Below are 17241 nucleotides of genomic sequence, written 5' to 3'. Positions count from 1 at the left end.
GTCGCGTTCGCGCTGCCGTGGGCGCAGCTGCTCCAGGGGTTTCCGAAGGCGATCCCCTTGGGGGCCTGATCGATCGCCATCCGCCGGCGGGGCTGGCATGACATTGCGTCAAGGCTGATATAAGCAGCATTGGACGTTATATGTCTGCGGAGATTGCGAATGAAAGTGATAGGCCTCGCGGGCTGGAGCGGTGCCGGCAAAACCACGCTGCTGTCGCGGGTGATCCCCTATCTGCTGGGCCGGGCCTTGCGCGTCTCCGTGATCAAGCACGCCCATCACGAATTCGATGTCGACATTCCCGGCAAGGACTCCTGGGTGCACCGGCAGGCCGGCGCGACCGAGGTGCTGGTGTCCTCGACCCGGCGCTGGGCGCTGATGCACGAGCTGCGCGGCGCCAGCGAGCCGCGGCTGCCGGAACTGCTCGCCAAGATGGCGCAGGTCGATCTGGTCGTGGTCGAGGGCTTCAAGCGCGAGCCGGTCAACAAGATCGAGGTGTATCGCGCCGCCAACGGCAAGCCGCTGCTGTTCCCCGACGACCCGCGCGTGGTCGGGATCGCCAGCGACGTCGCGGTCGAAACCAGGCTGCCGGTCGCGCATCTCGACGACATCGAGGACGTCGCCGAACTGTTGCTGCGCTCCGCTATTCCGGTCGACGACGTGCTGGCTTCGGCCGCGGCGGAAAGTGCCGCCGTTGACGATGCATGACGGCTTCGCCATGGTCGAACCATGACCACGACAAAGCTCGATCTCACCGGCCTGAAATGCCCGCTGCCCGCGCTGAAGACGCGCAAGGCCCTCAAGAGCGTGACGGCGGGGGATTTCCTCGAAGTGCACTGCACCGATCCGCTTTCGGTGATCGATATCCCGGCGCTCATCCAGGAGACCGGCGACAGGGTCGAGATCACCGAACGAAGCGACGTCCGGATCGTTTTCCTGATCGAGAAGGCGAATGGAGCGATAGACAATTCAAATGCTGCAGCGCCGCGTACGCGCTAGATCCGGCTTGATATCTACCTTTTGCCAATCGACACCTATTTTCCATTCTGCGCGAATTGATAATCTCCGCCGGGTTGCGGAGATAGAGCTGTGCCCGGATGTGGGGCACAGCGACGGACGACGGCCGGCCTGCATCCAGATCACCGGCTGCACGGCTGGGCATATCGAGTCGTATCGGGGGTTAGCATTTGCGGAATGCGCGTGGTTGGTCCCGGCGCATCGAGGAAATGTGCGGAGCAGCCGCCTGACGGTGGCCGCAAAGGGCTGAGACCGGGTTGAGACGGGATCGAAGACGCAGACGCGCCTGACAACGGTGGCTGCAGGGGAGGAGTCAATGACCACAGTGAGCAGCGCCGCGCGCGTATCCGCGGCAGGTGCAGGTTTCCTCGACAAGGAACACACGATCGCGACCGCCGGCTTCAACCGCTGGCTGGTGCCGCCGGCGGCGCTGTGCATCCACCTGTGCATCGGCATGGCCTATGGCTTCTCGGTGTTCTGGCTGCCGCTGTCGCGGGCGATCGGGCTGACCGCGCCGAAGGCGTGCCCCGATATCTCGCTGGTGCAGGAATTGTTCACGACGACCTGCGACTGGAAGGTCGCGAGCCTGGGGTGGATGTACACTCTGTTCTTCGTGTTGCTCGGCGTCTCCGCCGCGATCTGGGGCGGCTGGCTTGAGAAGGTCGGTCCGCGCAAGGCCGGCTTCGTCGCAGCACTGTGCTGGGCCGGCGGTCTCGTGATCGGCGCGCTGGGCGTGTACACGCACCAGCTCTGGCTGATGTGGCTTGGCTCCGGCGTGATCGGCGGCGTCGGCCTCGGCCTCGGCTACATCTCACCGGTGTCGACGCTGGTGAAATGGTTCCCTGACCGGCGCGGCATGGCAACCGGCATGGCGATCATGGGCTTCGGCGGCGGGGCCATGATCGGCGCGCCGCTCGCGGACAGACTGATGAATTATTTCAGGACCCCGACCTCGGTCGGCGTCTGGGAGACTTTCCTCGCCATGGGCGCGATCTATTTCGTGTTCATGATGATCGGGGCGTTCCGCTATCGCCTGCCGCCGAGCGGCTGGCAACCGGACGGTTGGACACCGCCGGCGAAGGCCAACGCAATGATCTCGAGCAAGAACGTTCATCTCGACAACGCGCACAAGACGCCACAGTTCTGGCTGATCTGGGGGGGGCTGTGCCTGAACGTGTCGGCCGGCATCGGCGTGATCGGCATGGCCTCGCCGATGCTCCAGGAGATCTTCGCCGGCAAGCTGATCGGGCTGCCCAATATCGGCTTCAACGCGCTCGATGCCTCGCAGAAGGCGCAGATCGCGGCGATCGCCGCCGGCTTTGCCGGCCTGCTGTCGCTGTTCAACATCGGCGGCCGTTTCTTCTGGGCGTCGCTGTCGGACAAGATCGGCCGCAAGAACACCTATTACACGTTCTTCGTGCTCGGCATCGTGCTCTACGCACTGGCGCCGACCTTTGCCGCGATGGGCTCGAAGCTGCTGTTCGTGCTCGGTTTCGGCATCATCCTGTCGATGTATGGCGGCGGTTTCGCCACGGTGCCGGCCTATCTCGCCGACATGTTCGGCACCCAGTTCGTCGGCGCGATCCATGGCCGTCTGCTGACGGCGTGGTCGACCGCGGGCATCATCGGTCCCGTCGTGGTGAACTACCTTCGCGAATTCCAGCTTGCCGCCGGCGTGCCGCGCGACCAGCTCTACAACACCACGATGTACATCCTGTGCGGCATGCTGATCGCCGGCTTCATCTGCAACTATCTGATCAAGCCGGTCGATCCGAAATGGCACATGAGCGACGCCGAGGTGGCCAAGCTGCAGGCGGCGACGGCGACCGGCGGCAACGGCGCGACCGGATCGTTCGGCATCGGCAAGGGCGGTCTGGACGGCAGGGCGGCGCTGTTCTGGCTGTTCGTCGGCATTCCGCTGGCCTGGGGCATCTACATGACGCTGCTCAGCGCGGTCAAAATCCTCTGATCGCGACCATCATCGCCGCGGGCCGCCGATTCCCGGCGCCCGCGGCATTCGCTCTATTCCTTGAACAGAAATCGGATTGGGGGATTTCAATGTTTCGCACCCGGATTTGCCTTGCCGCCGCGCTGCTCGCCGTAGGGCTGCATGCCGCGTCGGCCCAGACCGCGGCGCCGACCGCGCCGGCACCGGCCGCCACCACCACGGCCAAACCGTCGAAGATCAAGCTGACGATGGAGAAATTGAAGGCCATGAAGGAGCAGTGGCGCGCCAACAAGCCCAAGCTCAAGGCCTGCCGCAAAGAGGTGAAGCAGAAGGGACTGACCGGCGACGACCGCTGGTTCTATATCTCGGACTGCATGGCCAAGAGCTGAGCGCGACCGCTTCCAATGCGTTGAACTTGAGCGGAGAGAGTACGCCGCGCGGTACCCCTCTCCCTAACCCTCCCCCGCAAGGGGGGAGGGAACCCTTCCGCCGGTGACTCCCTTACGTTCGGGGCTGTGTTGGTCGTTAGCGCCGTGAGACGGTGAACGGCGAGAACAAACCAATCATTGTCGTCCATCCAGTGATCCAATGGGACCATCTGCATCTGAGGTGAGCACGCTCGTCAGGCTCCCTCCCCCCTTGCGGGGGAGGGTTGGGGAGAGGGGTGAGCCGCATGGGCGGTGCTCGATGCGCAGCAATCACTCCGCCGCGGCGGGGGTTGCCTTGGCGGGCTCCAGCGCCGCGGCGATCGCCTCGTCGACGCGTTCGAGCCAGATGAACTCGAGCTTGGCGCGGGCGCCGGCGGGGATGTCGTCGTAGTCGCGCTTGTTGCGCGCCGGCAGCATCACGCGCGTCAGGCCCGCGGCCGCGGCGGCGACCACCTTCTCCTTGATGCCGCCGACCGGCAGCACGAGGCCGCGCAGCGAGATCTCGCCGGTCATCGCGGTGTCGCTGCGCACGGTGCGATCGGTCAGCAGCGAGGTGAGGGCGGTGAACATCGCGACACCCGCGCTCGGGCCGTCCTTCGGCGTGGCGCCGGCGGGAACGTGGACGTGGATGTCGCTCTTCTCGAACACCGCGGGGTCGATGCCGAGCTGGGAGGCGCGGCTCTTCACCAGCGTCAGCGCGGCCTGCACGCTCTCGCGCATCACGTCGCCGAGCTGTCCGGTGATCATCAGCGCGCCGCGGCCCGGCGTGCGCGAGGCCTCGATGAACAGGATGTCGCCGCCGACCGGCGTCCAGGCAAGCCCGGTGGCAACGCCCGGGATGCTGGTGCGCATCGCGATCTCGTTCTCGAACCTGGGCTGGCCGAGCAGCGAGACGATGTCCTTCGGGGCGATGGTGACGTGGCTGGTGCTGCCATCGGCGATCTGCACCGCGACGTTGCGCAGCACCTTGCCGATCTCGCGCTCCAGATTGCGGACGCCGGCCTCGCGGGTGTAGCTCTTGATGATCAGCCGCAGCGCGTCCGGATCGATCTCGACCTGCTCGGCCTTGATCCCGTTGGCCTCGAGCTGGCGGCGCACCAGATAGCGCTTGGCGATCTCGAGCTTTTCGTCCTCGGTGTAGCCGGGGAGGCTGATCAGCTCCATGCGGTCGAGCAGCGGGCCAGGGACGCCGTCGAGCATGTTGGCGGTGGCGATGAAGACGACGCGCGAGAGGTCGAACGGCACGCCGAGGTAATTGTCGCGGAAGGTGCCGTTCTGCTCGGGGTCGAGCACTTCGAGCATCGCGGCCGACGGATCGCCCTGGATGCCGCGGCCCATCTTGTCGATCTCGTCCAGCATCATCACGCAATTGCGCGCGCCGGCCTTCTTGATCGCCTGGATGATGTTGCCGGGCAGCGCGCCGATATAGGTGCGGCGATGGCCGCGGATCTCGGCCTCGTCATGCACGCCGCCAAGGCTGACACGCACGAACGGCCGCGACATCGCGCGCGCGATCGATTGGCCGAGCGAGGTCTTGCCGACGCCGGGCGGTCCGAGGAAGCAGAGGATCGGCGCCTTGCCGCCGGGCGCGAGCTTGCGCACCGCGAGATATTCGATGATGCGGCTCTTGATCTTCTCGAGGCCATAATGGTCCTGGTCGAGGATCTTGCGCGCCTCGGCGATGTCGATCGGCTTTTCCTCCGGAAGGCTCCAGGGCAGGTCGATCAGCCAGTCGAGATAGCTGCGCACCATGCCGGACTCGGCCGCCGCCTCCGGCATCCGCTCGTAGCGGCGCAATTCCTTCTGCGCCTGGCTCTCGGCCTCCGGCGGCATCTTGGCATCTGCAATCGCCTTGGTCAGCTCGGCGACTTCGGCGGCCTTGCCGTCGCCTTCGCCGAGCTGGCGCTGGATGGTCGCCATCTGCTCGCGCAGGATCGCCTCGCGCTGCCGCTCGTCGAACACGGCCCTGGTCTTCTGCCCGATCTCCTGGCTCAGCCTGAGCACCTCGATGCGCTCGGCGAGATGCCGCGAGACCTTGTCCATCCGCGCCACGAGGTCGACGGTTTCCAGGATATCCTGCTTCTCCGCCGGCTTGATGTCCATGTAGGAGGTCGCAAGGTCGGCGAGCGTCGCCGGCGACGTCGTGCCCTGCAGCGCGGCGATCAACTCGGGCGGCGTCTGCGGCAGCAATTGCGCGGCCTCCAGCGCCTGGCGCTGCAGATTAAGGAAGCGCGCCTCGATCTCGGGCGAGGTCGTGGTCGGCTCGGGGATCTGCAGCACGCGGGCGGCGAGGAACGGCGTGCCGGGCAGATAGTCGAGCACGCGCATGCGCTGCACGCCCTGGCAGACCAGATGGTGGCTGTCGTCGGCGCCGGTGATGTAGCGCACGATGTTGGCGACGGTGCCGACCCGGTAGAGCCCGTCGGGGCCGGGATCGTTGGTCTCGGGATCACGCTGCAGCAGGATGCCGATCGGCCGCTGCTCGCGCACCGCCTGCTGGGCGGCGGCAATCGAGGTCGCGCGCGCGATCGTGATCGGGATGATGACGTCCGGAAATAGCACGGTATTGCGCACCGGGACGATGATCGTTGCGTCGCTCGGGATCGGCGCCGAGCTCGCCGGATTTGAGACGTCTGTTGCAGCCATGTCGAAATCCCTCAGCTCGATTTTCCGAGCCGCAGGCCGACGCAACCATGCGCGGCAAAGCGGCTGATGGTGTAGCGGCCGGTCGGCAGCGCGATGCGGCGCTCGAACCGGCCTTGCGGCAGCTCGAGGCGCAGGATGCGGGCGTTGCGGAGCTCGGCGGGCAGGATGCGGCGGCCGGAGATCACCAGCGTGCCGCCGTCGAGCGCGGCCTCGACCTCGTCGGGATCGACCCCCGGTAGCGCGACCAGGATCAGGATTTCCTCCTCGGTCTCGATCACGTCCATCGGCGGTTCCCAGCTCGGCTCGCTGCCCTCCCCGCGCGGGTGCAAATTGAGGAAGCTCTGGTGCAACCGTTCGGCGCGGGCGAGCGCCTCGATCGCATCCGTCAGCATCCAGTTGGTCTGATCCTTGGGCCGCATGGGCACTCTCCACGTCGCATTGGGAGGCGACGTTACCGGTCTTGCCGCCGACGGTAAACCGGCTTCGGGCGGGGTCGTTCGAGGGAAAAATTGTCCAAGTTGTTGACGATTTGCACATGGTCGCGCTGCGCCGCTGTGCTTTGCCCAGACCAGACCGGCTCGATGTTCGGATCGCCGCCTACAGCCAGCCGGAACGCCTGAATCGCCAGAACAGCCCGGCGCATGCGGCCAGCATCAGGCCCATCACGACGAAATAGCTGTACTCCCATTGTAGCTCCGGTATGTACTTGAAATTCATTCCGTAGATACCGGCGACGGCGGTCGGCACGGCAACAATCGCCAGCCATGAGGCGAGCTTCTTGGAGATCGCCGTTTCCTGCGCCTGACCGACCAGCAGGCTTGCTTCAAACGCAAAGGCAAGCACCTCGCGCAGCGAGTCGATCCGTTCCTGGATGGTGCGGACGTGATCCGTGACGTCGCGGAACAGGGGCCGCATCGTGTCGCGCACCATCGGCAGATCGTCGCGCTCCAGCCTGCGGCAAACTTCCACCAGCGGTCCAATCGCGTTGCGCAGCCGCAGCAGATCCCGCCGCAACAGATAGAGCCGCTCGATCTGCGCCCGCGTCATCGCGCTCGCCAGCACTTCCGCCTCCATCGCCTCGACCTCGTCCTGGATCGTCTCGAGCACCGGCGAGTAGTTGTCGACGATGAAATCGAGGATGGCATAGAGGATGTAGTCCTCGCCCCGGGCAAGCGCGCGCGGGCAGCTCTCGCAGCGCTCCCTGACCCGCGTGTAGGACGTCGAGGCGCCATGTCGGACCGAGACGATGTATCCCTCGCCGACGAACAGATGCGTCTCGCCGAATGCGATACTTTCGCCGTCGAGCTGCGCGGTGCGGGCCACGATGAACAGCGCATCGCCGTATTGCTCGATCTTCGGCCGCTGATGCGCGTGATCCGCATCTTCGATGGCGAGGTCGTGCAGCTGGAATTGCCGCTGCAAGCTGCTGAGTATTGCCATATCGGGCTCGTGCAGGCCGATCCACACGACGTGATCCGGCCTGTTGCGCCAGTCCGCTGCTTCATCGATCGCGATATTGGCAACGCGTCGTCCCTCGACGTAGACTCCTGCCGCGATGACGCCATCGGAGTGGACGGGCCCGGCGGTTGCGACAGTTGGCGATGCGAGGTTCATGATCTCCACCCTCGACGCGGTTATCGAATCCGCTTGACGACAATTCACGATCAAAAGGCTAGCACCGAATGGGCGCTGGTCAACACGCGCGGGTCCGTCCTGTTCCGACGGTCCGGGGGCGCCCCGTCACAGCAGGCGGCGCGGCCGGTCTTTATACGGCGCCTATGCCGCACCGCGGCGGGTCCTCTCGAATTCCTACGGCCTTCCCAGCATCCTCTGGCGTGACGCGGTGCGTTCGCGCGCCGCCTACCAGGAAGGTGGGACATGACCTTGCTCCATGTACACGATGCCCGGCCGCACGGCTCGGCCGGTGCCATGCCGGCGACGCTGCGGCGGACCATCCGGCGGATCGGTCTCGCGTTCCGGACTGTTCACCGCGCCATCGCGGCTGCCAAGATCCATCGGCTGCGCAATGAGCTGTTGCTGCATCGCGGCCACGAGGATTGGGCGCGCAGCCATCTCCATGTCGGCATGCTCGGCGGCGATGCCGAGAAATATCCCCGGGCGCCGGTCGTGCTCGGCGAGAAGTGGGATTACTGAGATGCGCGCCGCTTCATTCATCGCTGCCCTGCTGCGCCGCGCCGCGGAAGGCATGCTCAAATTCCTCGCCTGGATCGGCGAGGAGCCGATCAGCGGCTACCGGCCCGAGGCGCATTATATGCGCGGCCCGGGTCCGGCGTGGCGGGCCAAGCATCACGGGCACTAGCAAACCGGATTACGTCGTTCCACCGCGCGGCTTCAGGTAATCGAGCAGGTTCATCGGGAGCGGGAAGACCACGGTCGATGAGCGTTCGCCGGCGATGTCATGCAGCGCGGCGAAATAGCGGAGCTGCATCGCCTGCGGCTCCTGGGCGAGGATCCGGCCGGCCTCGACCAGCTTCTCGGCGGCCTGCTGCTCGCCCATGGCGTTGATCACCTTGGCTCGCCGCAACCGTTCCGCCTCGGCCTGCTTGGCGATCGCCCGCACCATGGTTTCGTTGAGATCGATATCCTTGATCTCGACCGCGGTGACCTTGATGCCCCAGACGTCGGTCTGCTTGTCGAGGGTTTCCTGGATATCGGCGTTCAATTTGTCGCGTTCCGCCAGCATCTCGTCGAGCTCGTGCTTGCCAAGCACCGAGCGCAGCGTGGTCTGGGCAAGCTGGCTGGTCGCAGCCATGTAGTCGCCGACCTTGATGATGGCGCGCTCGGGGTCGACGATGCGGAAGTAGAGGACGGCGTTGACCTTGACCGAGACGTTGTCGCGGGAAATCACGTCCTGCGGCGGCACCACCTGCACCATCACCCTGAGGTCGACCTTCACGATCTGCTGCACCACCGGAATCAGGATGATGAGCCCCGGGCCCTTCACTCCGGTGAAGCGGCCGAGCGTGAAGATGACGCCGCGCTCGTATTCGCGCAGCACGCGCACGGCCTGGGTCAGGAAGATGATGACGAGCAGAACGACCGCCGCATAGGTGAAATAATCAAGCATCATGCTGTACCTCCTTCGCCGGCGGAAACCGGCGCACGCCGTACCACCAGCGTCAAATCGACGATGTTGGCCACCTCGACCGTCTCTCCCGCCTTGAATGTCTCGGTGCCGCGCGCCTGCCAGCGTTCACCATTGGTGAAGACGTGACCCGTGGTCTCGGACCAGTCGAGCACCTCGGCCGGTAGCCCGCGCATGGCTTGCGCACCTGTCCGGAGCGGACCGTTGCGCGCGCGGCGCAGCGCCCCGAGCACCACCAGAATGAGGCCTGCGAACATCGCCGCGACGATGCCGATGAGCGGCCATGACAGCTGGTATCCGGGCGCCTCGATCCGAAACAGCATGGCGGCTCCCAGCACAAAGGCGACGATGCCTCCGAGGCCGATCACGACGGTCGGGTTGAAGGCTTCGATCGCGAGTAGCGCCATCCCGACCAGCATCAAGGCGAAGCCCGCATAGTTGATCGGCAGCATGTTCAGCGCGTAGAGCCCGAGCAGCAGGCAGATCGTGCCGACAACTCCGGGCGCCACGGCGCCTGGCGACATGAACTCGAAGATCAGGCCGTAGATGCCAACCATCAGGAGAACGAATGCGATGTTGGGGTCGGTGATCACCGCAAGCACGCGCGAGATCCAATTGGGATCGATGGCTTCGATCACGGCATCTTTGGTGGCCAGTCGTTGGGTCTTGCCGCCGGCGAGCTCCACTGTCCGGCCGTCGATCTGCTTGAGCAGGTCGGCCGGATCATGCGAGGTGAACTCGATGACATGGGCCTGCAGCGCGGCGTTGGCGGAGAGGGTGGCGGCGTCGCGGACCGCCTTCTCGGCCCAGTCGGCATTGCGGCCGCGCAGCTCGGCGAGGCTGCGGATGAAGGCAACGGCATCGTTCGTCACCTTCGCCGTCATGGTATCCTTGGTCGTGGACGGGTTGCCGCCGTCCTTCTGGTCCTTGCCGTCCTTGTCCGGGGTGCTGCCCGGCAGACCCGGCAGCGGGCCGCCGATCTGCACCGGCGTCGCGGCGCCGATATTGGTGCCGGGCGCCATGGCTGCGAGATGGGTCGCATAGAGAATGTAGGTCCCGGCGCTCGCGGCATGGGCGCCGGAGGGCGCAACATAGCCGATGACGGGAACGGGCGAGGCCAGCACGTCGGTGATGATCTCGCGCATGCTGCTGCTGAGACCGCCCGGCGTATTCAGGCGCAGAATGACGATCTCGGCGTGCCGCTCGGCGGCCTTCGCCAGGCCGTCCCTGACGTAGCTGGCCGATGCCGGCCCGATCGCTCCGTCGATTGAAATGGTCAGGGCAAGACGGTTGTTGTCCGCGGCCGTACCGGGACCAATGGAAACAACCAGAGCGACCAGGGCGATCGCCACAACGAGAGCCGCCTTGAAGGTCTGCACGGCAAGCACTCCCTTGCCGTGGATATGGGATGCCGTTCCGGAACCTCAATATGGCGCGGTGTCACGGACGTGGTGGGCGGACTCCATTGTGCGTTGCGATGGCCTGCGTTGTGGCACGCTCAGTGCGCGACGGCCAGATATTCGTCGGCGATTTCGGTCATTGCCTGCGCGATCTCGGCCTTCGCTGGTCCGTTGAGCTGAACGATCGGCAGCCGCGTCGCCGGCTGCATGAACCCCAGCAGCGCCAGTGCGAATTTCAGGGCGGCGGGGTGCTCGCGCTCCAGCAGCGTCGCGAGCGGCACCAGCCGCTGATGCAGCTCGCGCGCCTGATACAACCGGCCTTCACGCAGATGCCGGACCACTGCCACGCACAGATCGGGCGCGACATTCGAGACCGACGAGATGCAGCCATCACCGCCGGCGGCCATATAGGCGAGCGACATGGTGTCGTCGCCGGTCAGCATCCGGAATGTCGCTGGCAGGCGTGGACGCAGGCGCCTGAGGCGGGCGACATCGCTGCTGCCATCTCGGAGGCCAATGATGCGCGGGGTGTGCGCCAGCTCCAGCAGCGTCTCGTCCGCGAGGCCCTTCACCGTCCGCGACGGGATGTCGTGCAGGATCACGGGCAGTGTCGTGGCCGCGGCGACGGCGCGGAAATGCGCCGCCATGCCCCGCGGCATCGGCTTGTTGTAATAGGGCACGACCGACATGATGGCGTCGGCGCCGGCCGCCTCCGCGGCCTGCGTGAACGTGACGGCGCGATCCGTCGCGTTCGACCCGGCGCCGGCGATGATGCGGACCCGCTTGCGCGCGACACGGGCCGCGATGTGAACCAGCTGCGCGCGCTCCGCAGGCTGAAGCGTCGAGCTTTCACCCGCGGTCTCGCCGACCACCAGCGCCGTGGCGCCGGCCGCGATCTGACGCTCGCAGAGCCGGCCGAACGCCTCGGTGTCGAGTTCGTCCCGGTGGTTGAAGGGGGTTGGAAGGTCGGGGATGAAGCCCGACAGCCATGCCGCCGAATCCGCCTTCGCAGCCGTTTTCAAAGTGACTTTCGCAGTCATGAGGTGAGTGGCTCAGGCCACGCGGATGGTGGGGAGGCTTGCGGTCTCGCCGCGCATATCGAGCTCGAGTTCGCGCGACAGCTCGACGATCATTTCGGGGTGCTGGCCGTTCTCGAACAGCGCGTATTTGACGGCCTGGGCGCGGTTGACGAACAGGCCGCCATAGAGGCCGTTTTGCTGCTGGGCGACCCACTGGCCGCGGTGATTGCGGCCGATGAAGACAATGGTGGACACAGCGCTACACGAGGGAGGTTCGACGAGTTTCACAGTGATAGTCCTTCAGGTGGAAGTCACGCGTTCAATGTCTGTTTTGCCGGATATGAAATCGAGCGCGGCGGACGGCCGACTTCATAGGAGCGGCATAGGATTTGAGGGGGTGGCTTAGATGTGCTGGACGATGCCGGTGCCGAGCGCGCACAGCGCGACATAGGCGGTCATCTCGTCCCAGTGATTGAGGTTTGTCGCGAACGGCATCTCGCGCTTGACGAGGCCAGCGAGCGCGCAGATCAGCGCCGACATCCAGAGCAGCGTGACGAGGCCTCTGCCGAAGCCTGCGCCCGCGAAGACGGCGAATCCGATCATGATGGCAAGCCGGAAACCGAACCGGACCATGACCTGGACCGACTGCAGCTGCTGCGGCAGTTGCTTTGCGTTCACGACGGCGCCGCCATCAGCCGATATTGTCGACGAGCATCGGCTCGTAGAGCGAGCTGATGCCGCGACGGACGGTGGGCACGCTGGTGCGGTTCTCGGGTGTCGTGATCCGCTGCGCCTCGACGAAGGCGCTGAGGATCGCGAGCGCGAGGTCCGCATGGTGGGCCTCGATCGATTGGTCGAGCCAGTCGGGCAACTCGCGTTCGCGCGACAACGCGCAGTACCACTCGCCCTCGTCATAGACCAGGCGGCGGATCTGCCATTGCGGCAGCTCGAGATCGAGCAGCGCGATCGCGGCGTCGGTCCAGGCGCCGGACTGGATCAGGTGCTCGACACGGGAGGTCTTGCCGCTCTGTCCGACCGAGGGAAAGCGCCGGCAGGTCTGGCTGATGATGTCGGCCATGAACTCGGCGGTGACAGTATAGGCATCGCGCAGCCGGTCGCCGAGGTCGGCGGAGGTGTTTTGGGATAGCACGGACATGGGCGTCATCTCGTCGAAGGCGCGGCCCAAGAAAGCCAGGCTCAAGGCATTGGCCGCAGGCCCAAAATGGCCTGATGGCCATTTGAAAACGAGATGAGGCGAGGGGCGGAGATATAGGGATTCCATAAAGGATTATGCGTCGTCCCGGCCTTCGCCGGGACGACGGCTGAGAGCGTTGGCAGCACTTAGGCCTTTATAGGATTCCTATAACGTCCTTATGCGTCACATCTCGAAAACCTATGCCTCGGATGGCACCTCACGGTCATCCGGCGCGGAGCGCTTATACGGTCGTCCCGCGCCCCTCGGATGCATAGGAGTCTCACATGATGGACATTCTCATGGCGGCGCTCGCGATCGGCTTCTTCGCGGCCGGCATCGGTTATGCCTACGCCTGCGAACGGCTTTAAGGGAGGCGGCGATGATCTTCGATTACTCGCTCGCCGGCCTCGTCTCGCTCGGCCTGCTGTTCTACCTCACCTACGCACTGCTGCGGCCCGAACGCTTCTAGGCGTCCCGCGATGTCAGCGCTTTGCACAATTCTGTTGGCCGACGCGGTGCTGACCGGGCTGTTGCTCGGCGTGTTCGCGTCGCTGCTGCGCTTCGCACCCATTCGAAAGGTTTGACGCAATGACCGTCATCGGTTGGATTCAAATTATTCTGTTCTGCGCGATCGTGGTCGCGCTGGTCAAACCGCTCGGCTGGTACATGACCCGCGTGTTCAACGGCGAGCGCACCTTCCTCTCACCCGTGCTGCGCCCGGTCGAGCGCGGCATCTACTGGGTCGGCGGCGTCGACGAGCGGCGCGAGCAGCACTGGCTGACCTATACGGTCGCCATGCTGCTGTTCCATGTCGGCGGCTTCGCTCTCATTTACGGCCTGATGCGGCTGCAGGCGGTGCTGCCGTTCAACCCGGCCGGCCAGACGGCGGTTGCGGAGGATCTCTCCTTCAACACCGCGATCTCCTTCATCACCAACACCAACTGGCAGAACTACGGCGGTGAGAGCACGCTGTCCTATCTGGTCCAGATGCTCGGCCTGACCCACCAGAACTTCCTGTCGGCGGCGACCGGCATCGCGCTGGCAATGGCGCTGATCCGCGGCTTCACCCGTTCGTCGATGCGCACGGTCGGCAATTTCTGGGTCGATGTCACGCGCTGCACGCTCTATGTCCTGCTGCCGATCTGCATCGTCTATGCGCTGTTCCTGGTCTGGCAGGGCATGCCGCAGACCCTCGGCGCCTATGTCGACGCCACCACGCTGGAGGGCGGCAAGCAGACCATCGCGCTCGGGCCGGTGGCCTCGCAGGTTGCGATCAAGATGCTCGGCACCAATGGCGGCGGCTTCTTCAACGCCAACGCCGCGCATCCGTTCGAGAATCCGACCGCGCTGTCGAACCTGGTGCAGATGATCTCGATCTTCGCGCTCGGCGCTGCGCTGACCAACGTGTTCGGCCGTATGGTCGGCAACCAGCGCCAGGGCTGGGCGATCCTGGCCGTGATGGGCATCCTGTTCGTTGCCGGCGTCACCGTCACCTATTGGGCGGAAGCCAACGGAACCTCCGCGCTGCAGGCATTGGGTCTCACCGGTGGCAACATGGAGGGCAAGGAGGTCCGCTTCGGCATCGTCGCGTCCTCGCTGTTCGCCGTGATCACCACTGCGGCCTCCTGCGGCGCGGTCAACGCCATGCATGACAGCTTCACCGCGCTCGGCGGCATGATCCCGTTGATCAACATGCAACTCGGCGAGATCATTGTCGGTGGCGTCGGCGCCGGCTTCTACGGCATGCTGCTGTTCGTCGTGCTGGCGATCTTCGTCGCCGGCCTGATGGTCGGCCGCACGCCGGAATATGTCGGCAAGAAGATCGAGGCGCGCGAGGTCAAGATGGCGATGCTCGCGATCCTGGTGCTGCCGCTGATGTATCTCGGCTGGACCGCGGTCGGTGTGGTGCTGCCGTCGGCGGTGGCCTCGATGGCCAATGCCGGCCCGCACGGCTTCACCGAGGTGCTGTATGCCTACACGTCCTCGACCGGCAACAACGGCTCGGCCTTCGCGGGCCTCACCGGCAACACCCTGTTTTATAACCTCACGCTCGCCTCGGCGATGTTCGTCGGCCGCTTCTTCATGATCGTGCCGGCGATGGCGATCGCGGGATCGCTGGTCGAGAAGAAGTCGATCCCGGCCTCGGCGGGCACCTTTCCGACCACTGGCGGGCTGTTCGTCGGCCTCGTCATCGGCGTGATCCTGATCATCGGCGGCCTGACCTTCTTCCCGGCGCTCGCGCTCGGGCCGATTGTCGAGCACCTCGCGATGAACGCCAACACCCTGTTCTGATCGAATACGTCCGGAGTGACATCCATGGAAACCATGAAACTGCAGAAACAGGTGACGGCGTCGACCATGCTCGACCCGAAAATCCTGGTGCCGGCGATCTGGTCGGCTTTCGTCAAGCTCGATCCACGGCTGATGATGAAGAACCCCGTGATGTTCGTGGTGGAGGTGGTGGCCGCATTGACCACAATCATCTTCGTGCGCGATCTCGTCACCGGCGGCGCCAACCTCGGCTTCACCTTCCAGATCATCCTCTGGCTCTGGTTCACGGTGCTGTTCGCCAATTTCGCCGAAGCCGTCGCCGAGGGCCGCGGCAAGGCGCAGGCGGAATCACTGAAGAAGACCCGCACCGAGAGCCAGGCCAAGCTGCTCACCGGCACCGACCGGACCTATCGCATGGTGCCCGGCACCTCGCTGAAGGTCGGCGATATCGTCTTGGTCGAGGCCGGCGACAACATCCCGTCGGACGGCGAGGTGATCGAGGGCGTTGCCTCGGTCAACGAAGCTGCGATCACGGGTGAGTCCGCCCCTGTTATCCGCGAGTCCGGCGGCGACCGTTCGGCGGTCACCGGCGGCACCCAGGTGCTGTCCGACTGGATCCGCGTCCGCATTACCGCGGCGCAGGACTCGACCTTCATCGACCGCATGATCAGACTGGTCGAGGGCGCCGAGCGGCAGAAGACGCCGAACGAGATCGCGCTCAACATCCTGCTCGCGGGCCTCACCATCATCTTCGTGTTCGCGACGGTGACGATCCCGAGCTATGCGGCCTATGCCGGCGGCTCGATCTCGGTCGTGGTGCTGGTGGCGCTGTTCGTCACGCTGATCCCGACCACGATCGGCGCGCTGCTGTCGGCGATCGGTATCGCCGGCATGGATCGCCTGGTGCGCTTCAACGTGCTGGCGATGTCCGGCCGCGCGGTGGAAGCCGCCGGCGACGTCGACACGCTGCTGCTGGACAAGACCGGCACCATCACGCTCGGCAACCGCCAGGCAACCGCGTTCCGTCCGATCCGTGGCGTCTCCGAGCAGGACCTCGCCGACGCGGCGCAGCTCGCCTCGCTCGCCGACGAAACCCCGGAGGGCCGCTCGATCGTGGTGCTCGCCAAGGAGAAATACGGCATCCGCGGCCGCGACATGCACGAGCTTGCCGCGACCTTCGTGCCGTTCACGGCGCAGACCCGCATGAGCGGCATCGATGCCGGCACCTCGTCGGTCCGCAAGGGCGCGGTCGACGCCATCCTCGCCTATGTCGACGGCGGTTCGCCCCGCACCGTCGCATCGGGCAACACCGTCCGTGCGGTCGCGGCGACGATGAGCGCCGAGGCGCGCGAGATCCAGTCGATTGCCGACGAGATCGCCAAGGCGGGCGGCACGCCGCTGGCGGTCGCCAAGGACGGCAAGCTGCTCGGCGTCGTGCACCTCAAGGACATCGTCAAGGGCGGCATCCGCGAGCGCTTTGCCGAGCTGCGCCGCATGGGCATCCGCACCGTGATGATCACCGGCGACAACCCGATGACCGCGGCCGCGATCGCGGCCGAGGCCGGCGTCGATGACTTCCTGGCGCAGGCAACCCCGGAGGACAAGCTCAAGCTGATCCGCGACGAGCAGTCCAAGGGCAAGCTGGTCGCGATGTGCGGCGACGGCACCAACGACGCGCCGGCGCTCGCGCAGGCCGATGTCGGCGTCGCCATGAACACCGGCACGCAGGCGGCCCGCGAGGCCGGCAACATGGTCGACCTCGACTCCAACCCGACCAAGCTGATCGAGGTGGTCGAGATCGGCAAGCAGCTCCTGATGACCCGCGGCGCGCTGACCACGTTCTCGATCGCCAACGACGTCGCAAAGTACTTTGCGATCATCCCGGCGATGTTCCTCGCATTCTATCCGCAGCTTCAGGTGCTGAACATCATGCACCTGGCGAGCCCGCAAAGCGCGATCCTGTCGGCGATCATCTTCAACGCGCTGATCATCATCGCGCTGATTCCCTTGGCGCTGAAGGGCGTCAAGTATCGCGCCGTCGGTGCCGGCGCGCTGCTCAGCCGCAACCTGATGATCTACGGTCTCGGCGGCATCATCATCCCGTTCATCGGTATCAAGGCGATCGACCTCATCGTCGCCGCCCTTGGCCTCGCGTAACCACAACCGTCATTGCGAGGAGCGAAGCGACGAAGCAATCCATCGATCCCCGTGCTG

18 protein-coding genes are annotated in these 17241 nt (G+C 65.5%); 9 read left to right on the top strand and 9 right to left on the bottom strand.

Translation table 11 applies throughout. The features are described from left to right. The first annotated feature begins 159 nt into the window (after nt 1-159). From mobB to AC066Y_RS20895, 4 genes are all read left to right on the top strand, one after another. The gene (gene mobB / locus AC066Y_RS20910; protein WP_478275518.1) at nt 160-705 is read left to right on the top strand and encodes a molybdopterin-guanine dinucleotide biosynthesis protein B; all 546 of its coding nucleotides are present in this window, start codon (nt 160-162) and stop codon (nt 703-705) included. Nucleotides 706-726: 21 nt separating this feature from the next. Next, nucleotides 727-996, top strand: a complete 270-nt coding sequence (locus tag AC066Y_RS20905) for a sulfurtransferase TusA family protein (protein ID WP_478275517.1) — start codon at nt 727-729, stop codon at nt 994-996. Between the two features lie 334 nt (nt 997-1330). Beyond that, nucleotides 1331-2983, top strand: coding sequence for an OFA family MFS transporter (locus tag AC066Y_RS20900; RefSeq protein WP_478275516.1), 1653 nt, complete (start codon nt 1331-1333; stop codon nt 2981-2983). Nucleotides 2984-3072: 89 nt separating this feature from the next. Then, nucleotides 3073-3351 carry a hypothetical protein gene (locus AC066Y_RS20895; RefSeq protein WP_478275515.1) on the top strand — a complete coding sequence of 93 codons (279 nt, stop codon included), beginning with the start codon at nt 3073-3075 and terminating at the stop codon, nt 3349-3351. Nucleotides 3352-3660: 309 nt separating this feature from the next. On the opposite strand, the gene lon is transcribed toward AC066Y_RS20895, so the two are convergent. The 3 genes from lon to corA form a co-directional block, all read right to left on the bottom strand. Continuing rightward, a complete protein-coding gene (gene lon, locus AC066Y_RS20890; protein ID WP_478275514.1) occupies nt 3661-6036 on the bottom strand; it encodes an endopeptidase La in 2376 nt (791 codons plus the stop codon). Nucleotides 6037-6047: 11 nt separating this feature from the next. Then, the gene (locus tag AC066Y_RS20885) at nt 6048-6455 is read right to left on the bottom strand and encodes an Hsp20/alpha crystallin family protein (RefSeq protein ID WP_092116215.1); all 408 of its coding nucleotides are present in this window, start codon (nt 6453-6455) and stop codon (nt 6048-6050) included. 178 nt (nt 6456-6633) lie between these two features. Then, nucleotides 6634-7650 (bottom strand): magnesium/cobalt transporter CorA, encoded by a 1017-nt coding sequence (gene corA / locus AC066Y_RS20880; RefSeq protein WP_478275513.1) that lies wholly within the window; start codon nt 7648-7650, stop codon nt 6634-6636. Nucleotides 7651-7914: 264 nt separating this feature from the next. Between corA and AC066Y_RS20875 the strand changes: the two genes are divergently transcribed. Continuing rightward, nucleotides 7915-8190: a hypothetical protein gene (locus AC066Y_RS20875; RefSeq protein WP_092116213.1), complete on the top strand. Its 276-nt coding sequence runs from the start codon at nt 7915-7917 to the stop codon at nt 8188-8190. A gap of 1 nt (nt 8191) precedes the next feature. Next, nucleotides 8192-8356: a hypothetical protein gene (locus AC066Y_RS20870; RefSeq protein ID WP_171947520.1), complete on the top strand. Its 165-nt coding sequence runs from the start codon at nt 8192-8194 to the stop codon at nt 8354-8356. Between the two features lie 9 nt (nt 8357-8365). Here the strand turns inward: AC066Y_RS20870 and AC066Y_RS20865 are convergent, their stop codons facing one another. The 6 genes from AC066Y_RS20865 to AC066Y_RS20840 all read right to left on the bottom strand — a co-directional run bounded on the left by AC066Y_RS20865 (nt 8366) and on the right by AC066Y_RS20840 (nt 12717). Continuing rightward, nucleotides 8366-9127, bottom strand: coding sequence for a slipin family protein (locus tag AC066Y_RS20865; protein ID WP_478275512.1), 762 nt, complete (start codon nt 9125-9127; stop codon nt 8366-8368). Next, entirely contained in the window at nt 9124-10521 is a 1398-nt protein-coding gene (locus AC066Y_RS20860) for an NfeD family protein (protein ID WP_478275511.1), read from the bottom strand. The genes AC066Y_RS20865 and AC066Y_RS20860 overlap by 4 nt, the downstream gene beginning before the upstream one ends. A gap of 119 nt (nt 10522-10640) precedes the next feature. After that, nucleotides 10641-11582, bottom strand: coding sequence for a 4-hydroxy-tetrahydrodipicolinate synthase (dapA, locus tag AC066Y_RS20855; protein WP_478275510.1), 942 nt, complete (start codon nt 11580-11582; stop codon nt 10641-10643). A gap of 12 nt (nt 11583-11594) precedes the next feature. After that, nucleotides 11595-11849, bottom strand: a complete 255-nt coding sequence (locus tag AC066Y_RS20850) for a hypothetical protein (RefSeq protein ID WP_171947704.1) — start codon at nt 11847-11849, stop codon at nt 11595-11597. Between the two features lie 114 nt (nt 11850-11963). Further along, nucleotides 11964-12239 carry a hypothetical protein gene (locus AC066Y_RS20845; RefSeq protein ID WP_478275509.1) on the bottom strand — a complete coding sequence of 92 codons (276 nt, stop codon included), beginning with the start codon at nt 12237-12239 and terminating at the stop codon, nt 11964-11966. A gap of 13 nt (nt 12240-12252) precedes the next feature. Then, nucleotides 12253-12717 carry a hypothetical protein gene (locus AC066Y_RS20840; RefSeq protein WP_478275508.1) on the bottom strand — a complete coding sequence of 155 codons (465 nt, stop codon included), beginning with the start codon at nt 12715-12717 and terminating at the stop codon, nt 12253-12255. A 418-nt stretch (nt 12718-13135) separates the two neighbouring features. On the opposite strand from AC066Y_RS20840, the gene AC066Y_RS20835 reads away from it, so the two are divergent. The 3 genes from AC066Y_RS20835 (at nt 13136) to kdpB (ending at nt 17184) form a co-directional block, all read left to right on the top strand. Then, nucleotides 13136-13225: a K(+)-transporting ATPase subunit F gene (locus tag AC066Y_RS20835; RefSeq protein ID WP_016846764.1), complete on the top strand. Its 90-nt coding sequence runs from the start codon at nt 13136-13138 to the stop codon at nt 13223-13225. A 119-nt stretch (nt 13226-13344) separates the two neighbouring features. After that, nucleotides 13345-15048, top strand: coding sequence for a potassium-transporting ATPase subunit KdpA (kdpA, locus tag AC066Y_RS20830; RefSeq protein WP_478275507.1), 1704 nt, complete (start codon nt 13345-13347; stop codon nt 15046-15048). A 24-nt stretch (nt 15049-15072) separates the two neighbouring features. Further along, entirely contained in the window at nt 15073-17184 is a 2112-nt protein-coding gene (gene kdpB / locus AC066Y_RS20825) for a potassium-transporting ATPase subunit KdpB (RefSeq protein WP_478275506.1), read from the top strand. Nucleotides 17185-17241 lie beyond the last annotated feature (57 nt).

It is taken from the genome of Bradyrhizobium sp. USDA3010, from assembly GCF_056429065.1.
The sequence above is the reverse complement of the archived record's forward strand: the minus strand, read 5'-3'. Positions and strand labels throughout refer to the sequence as shown.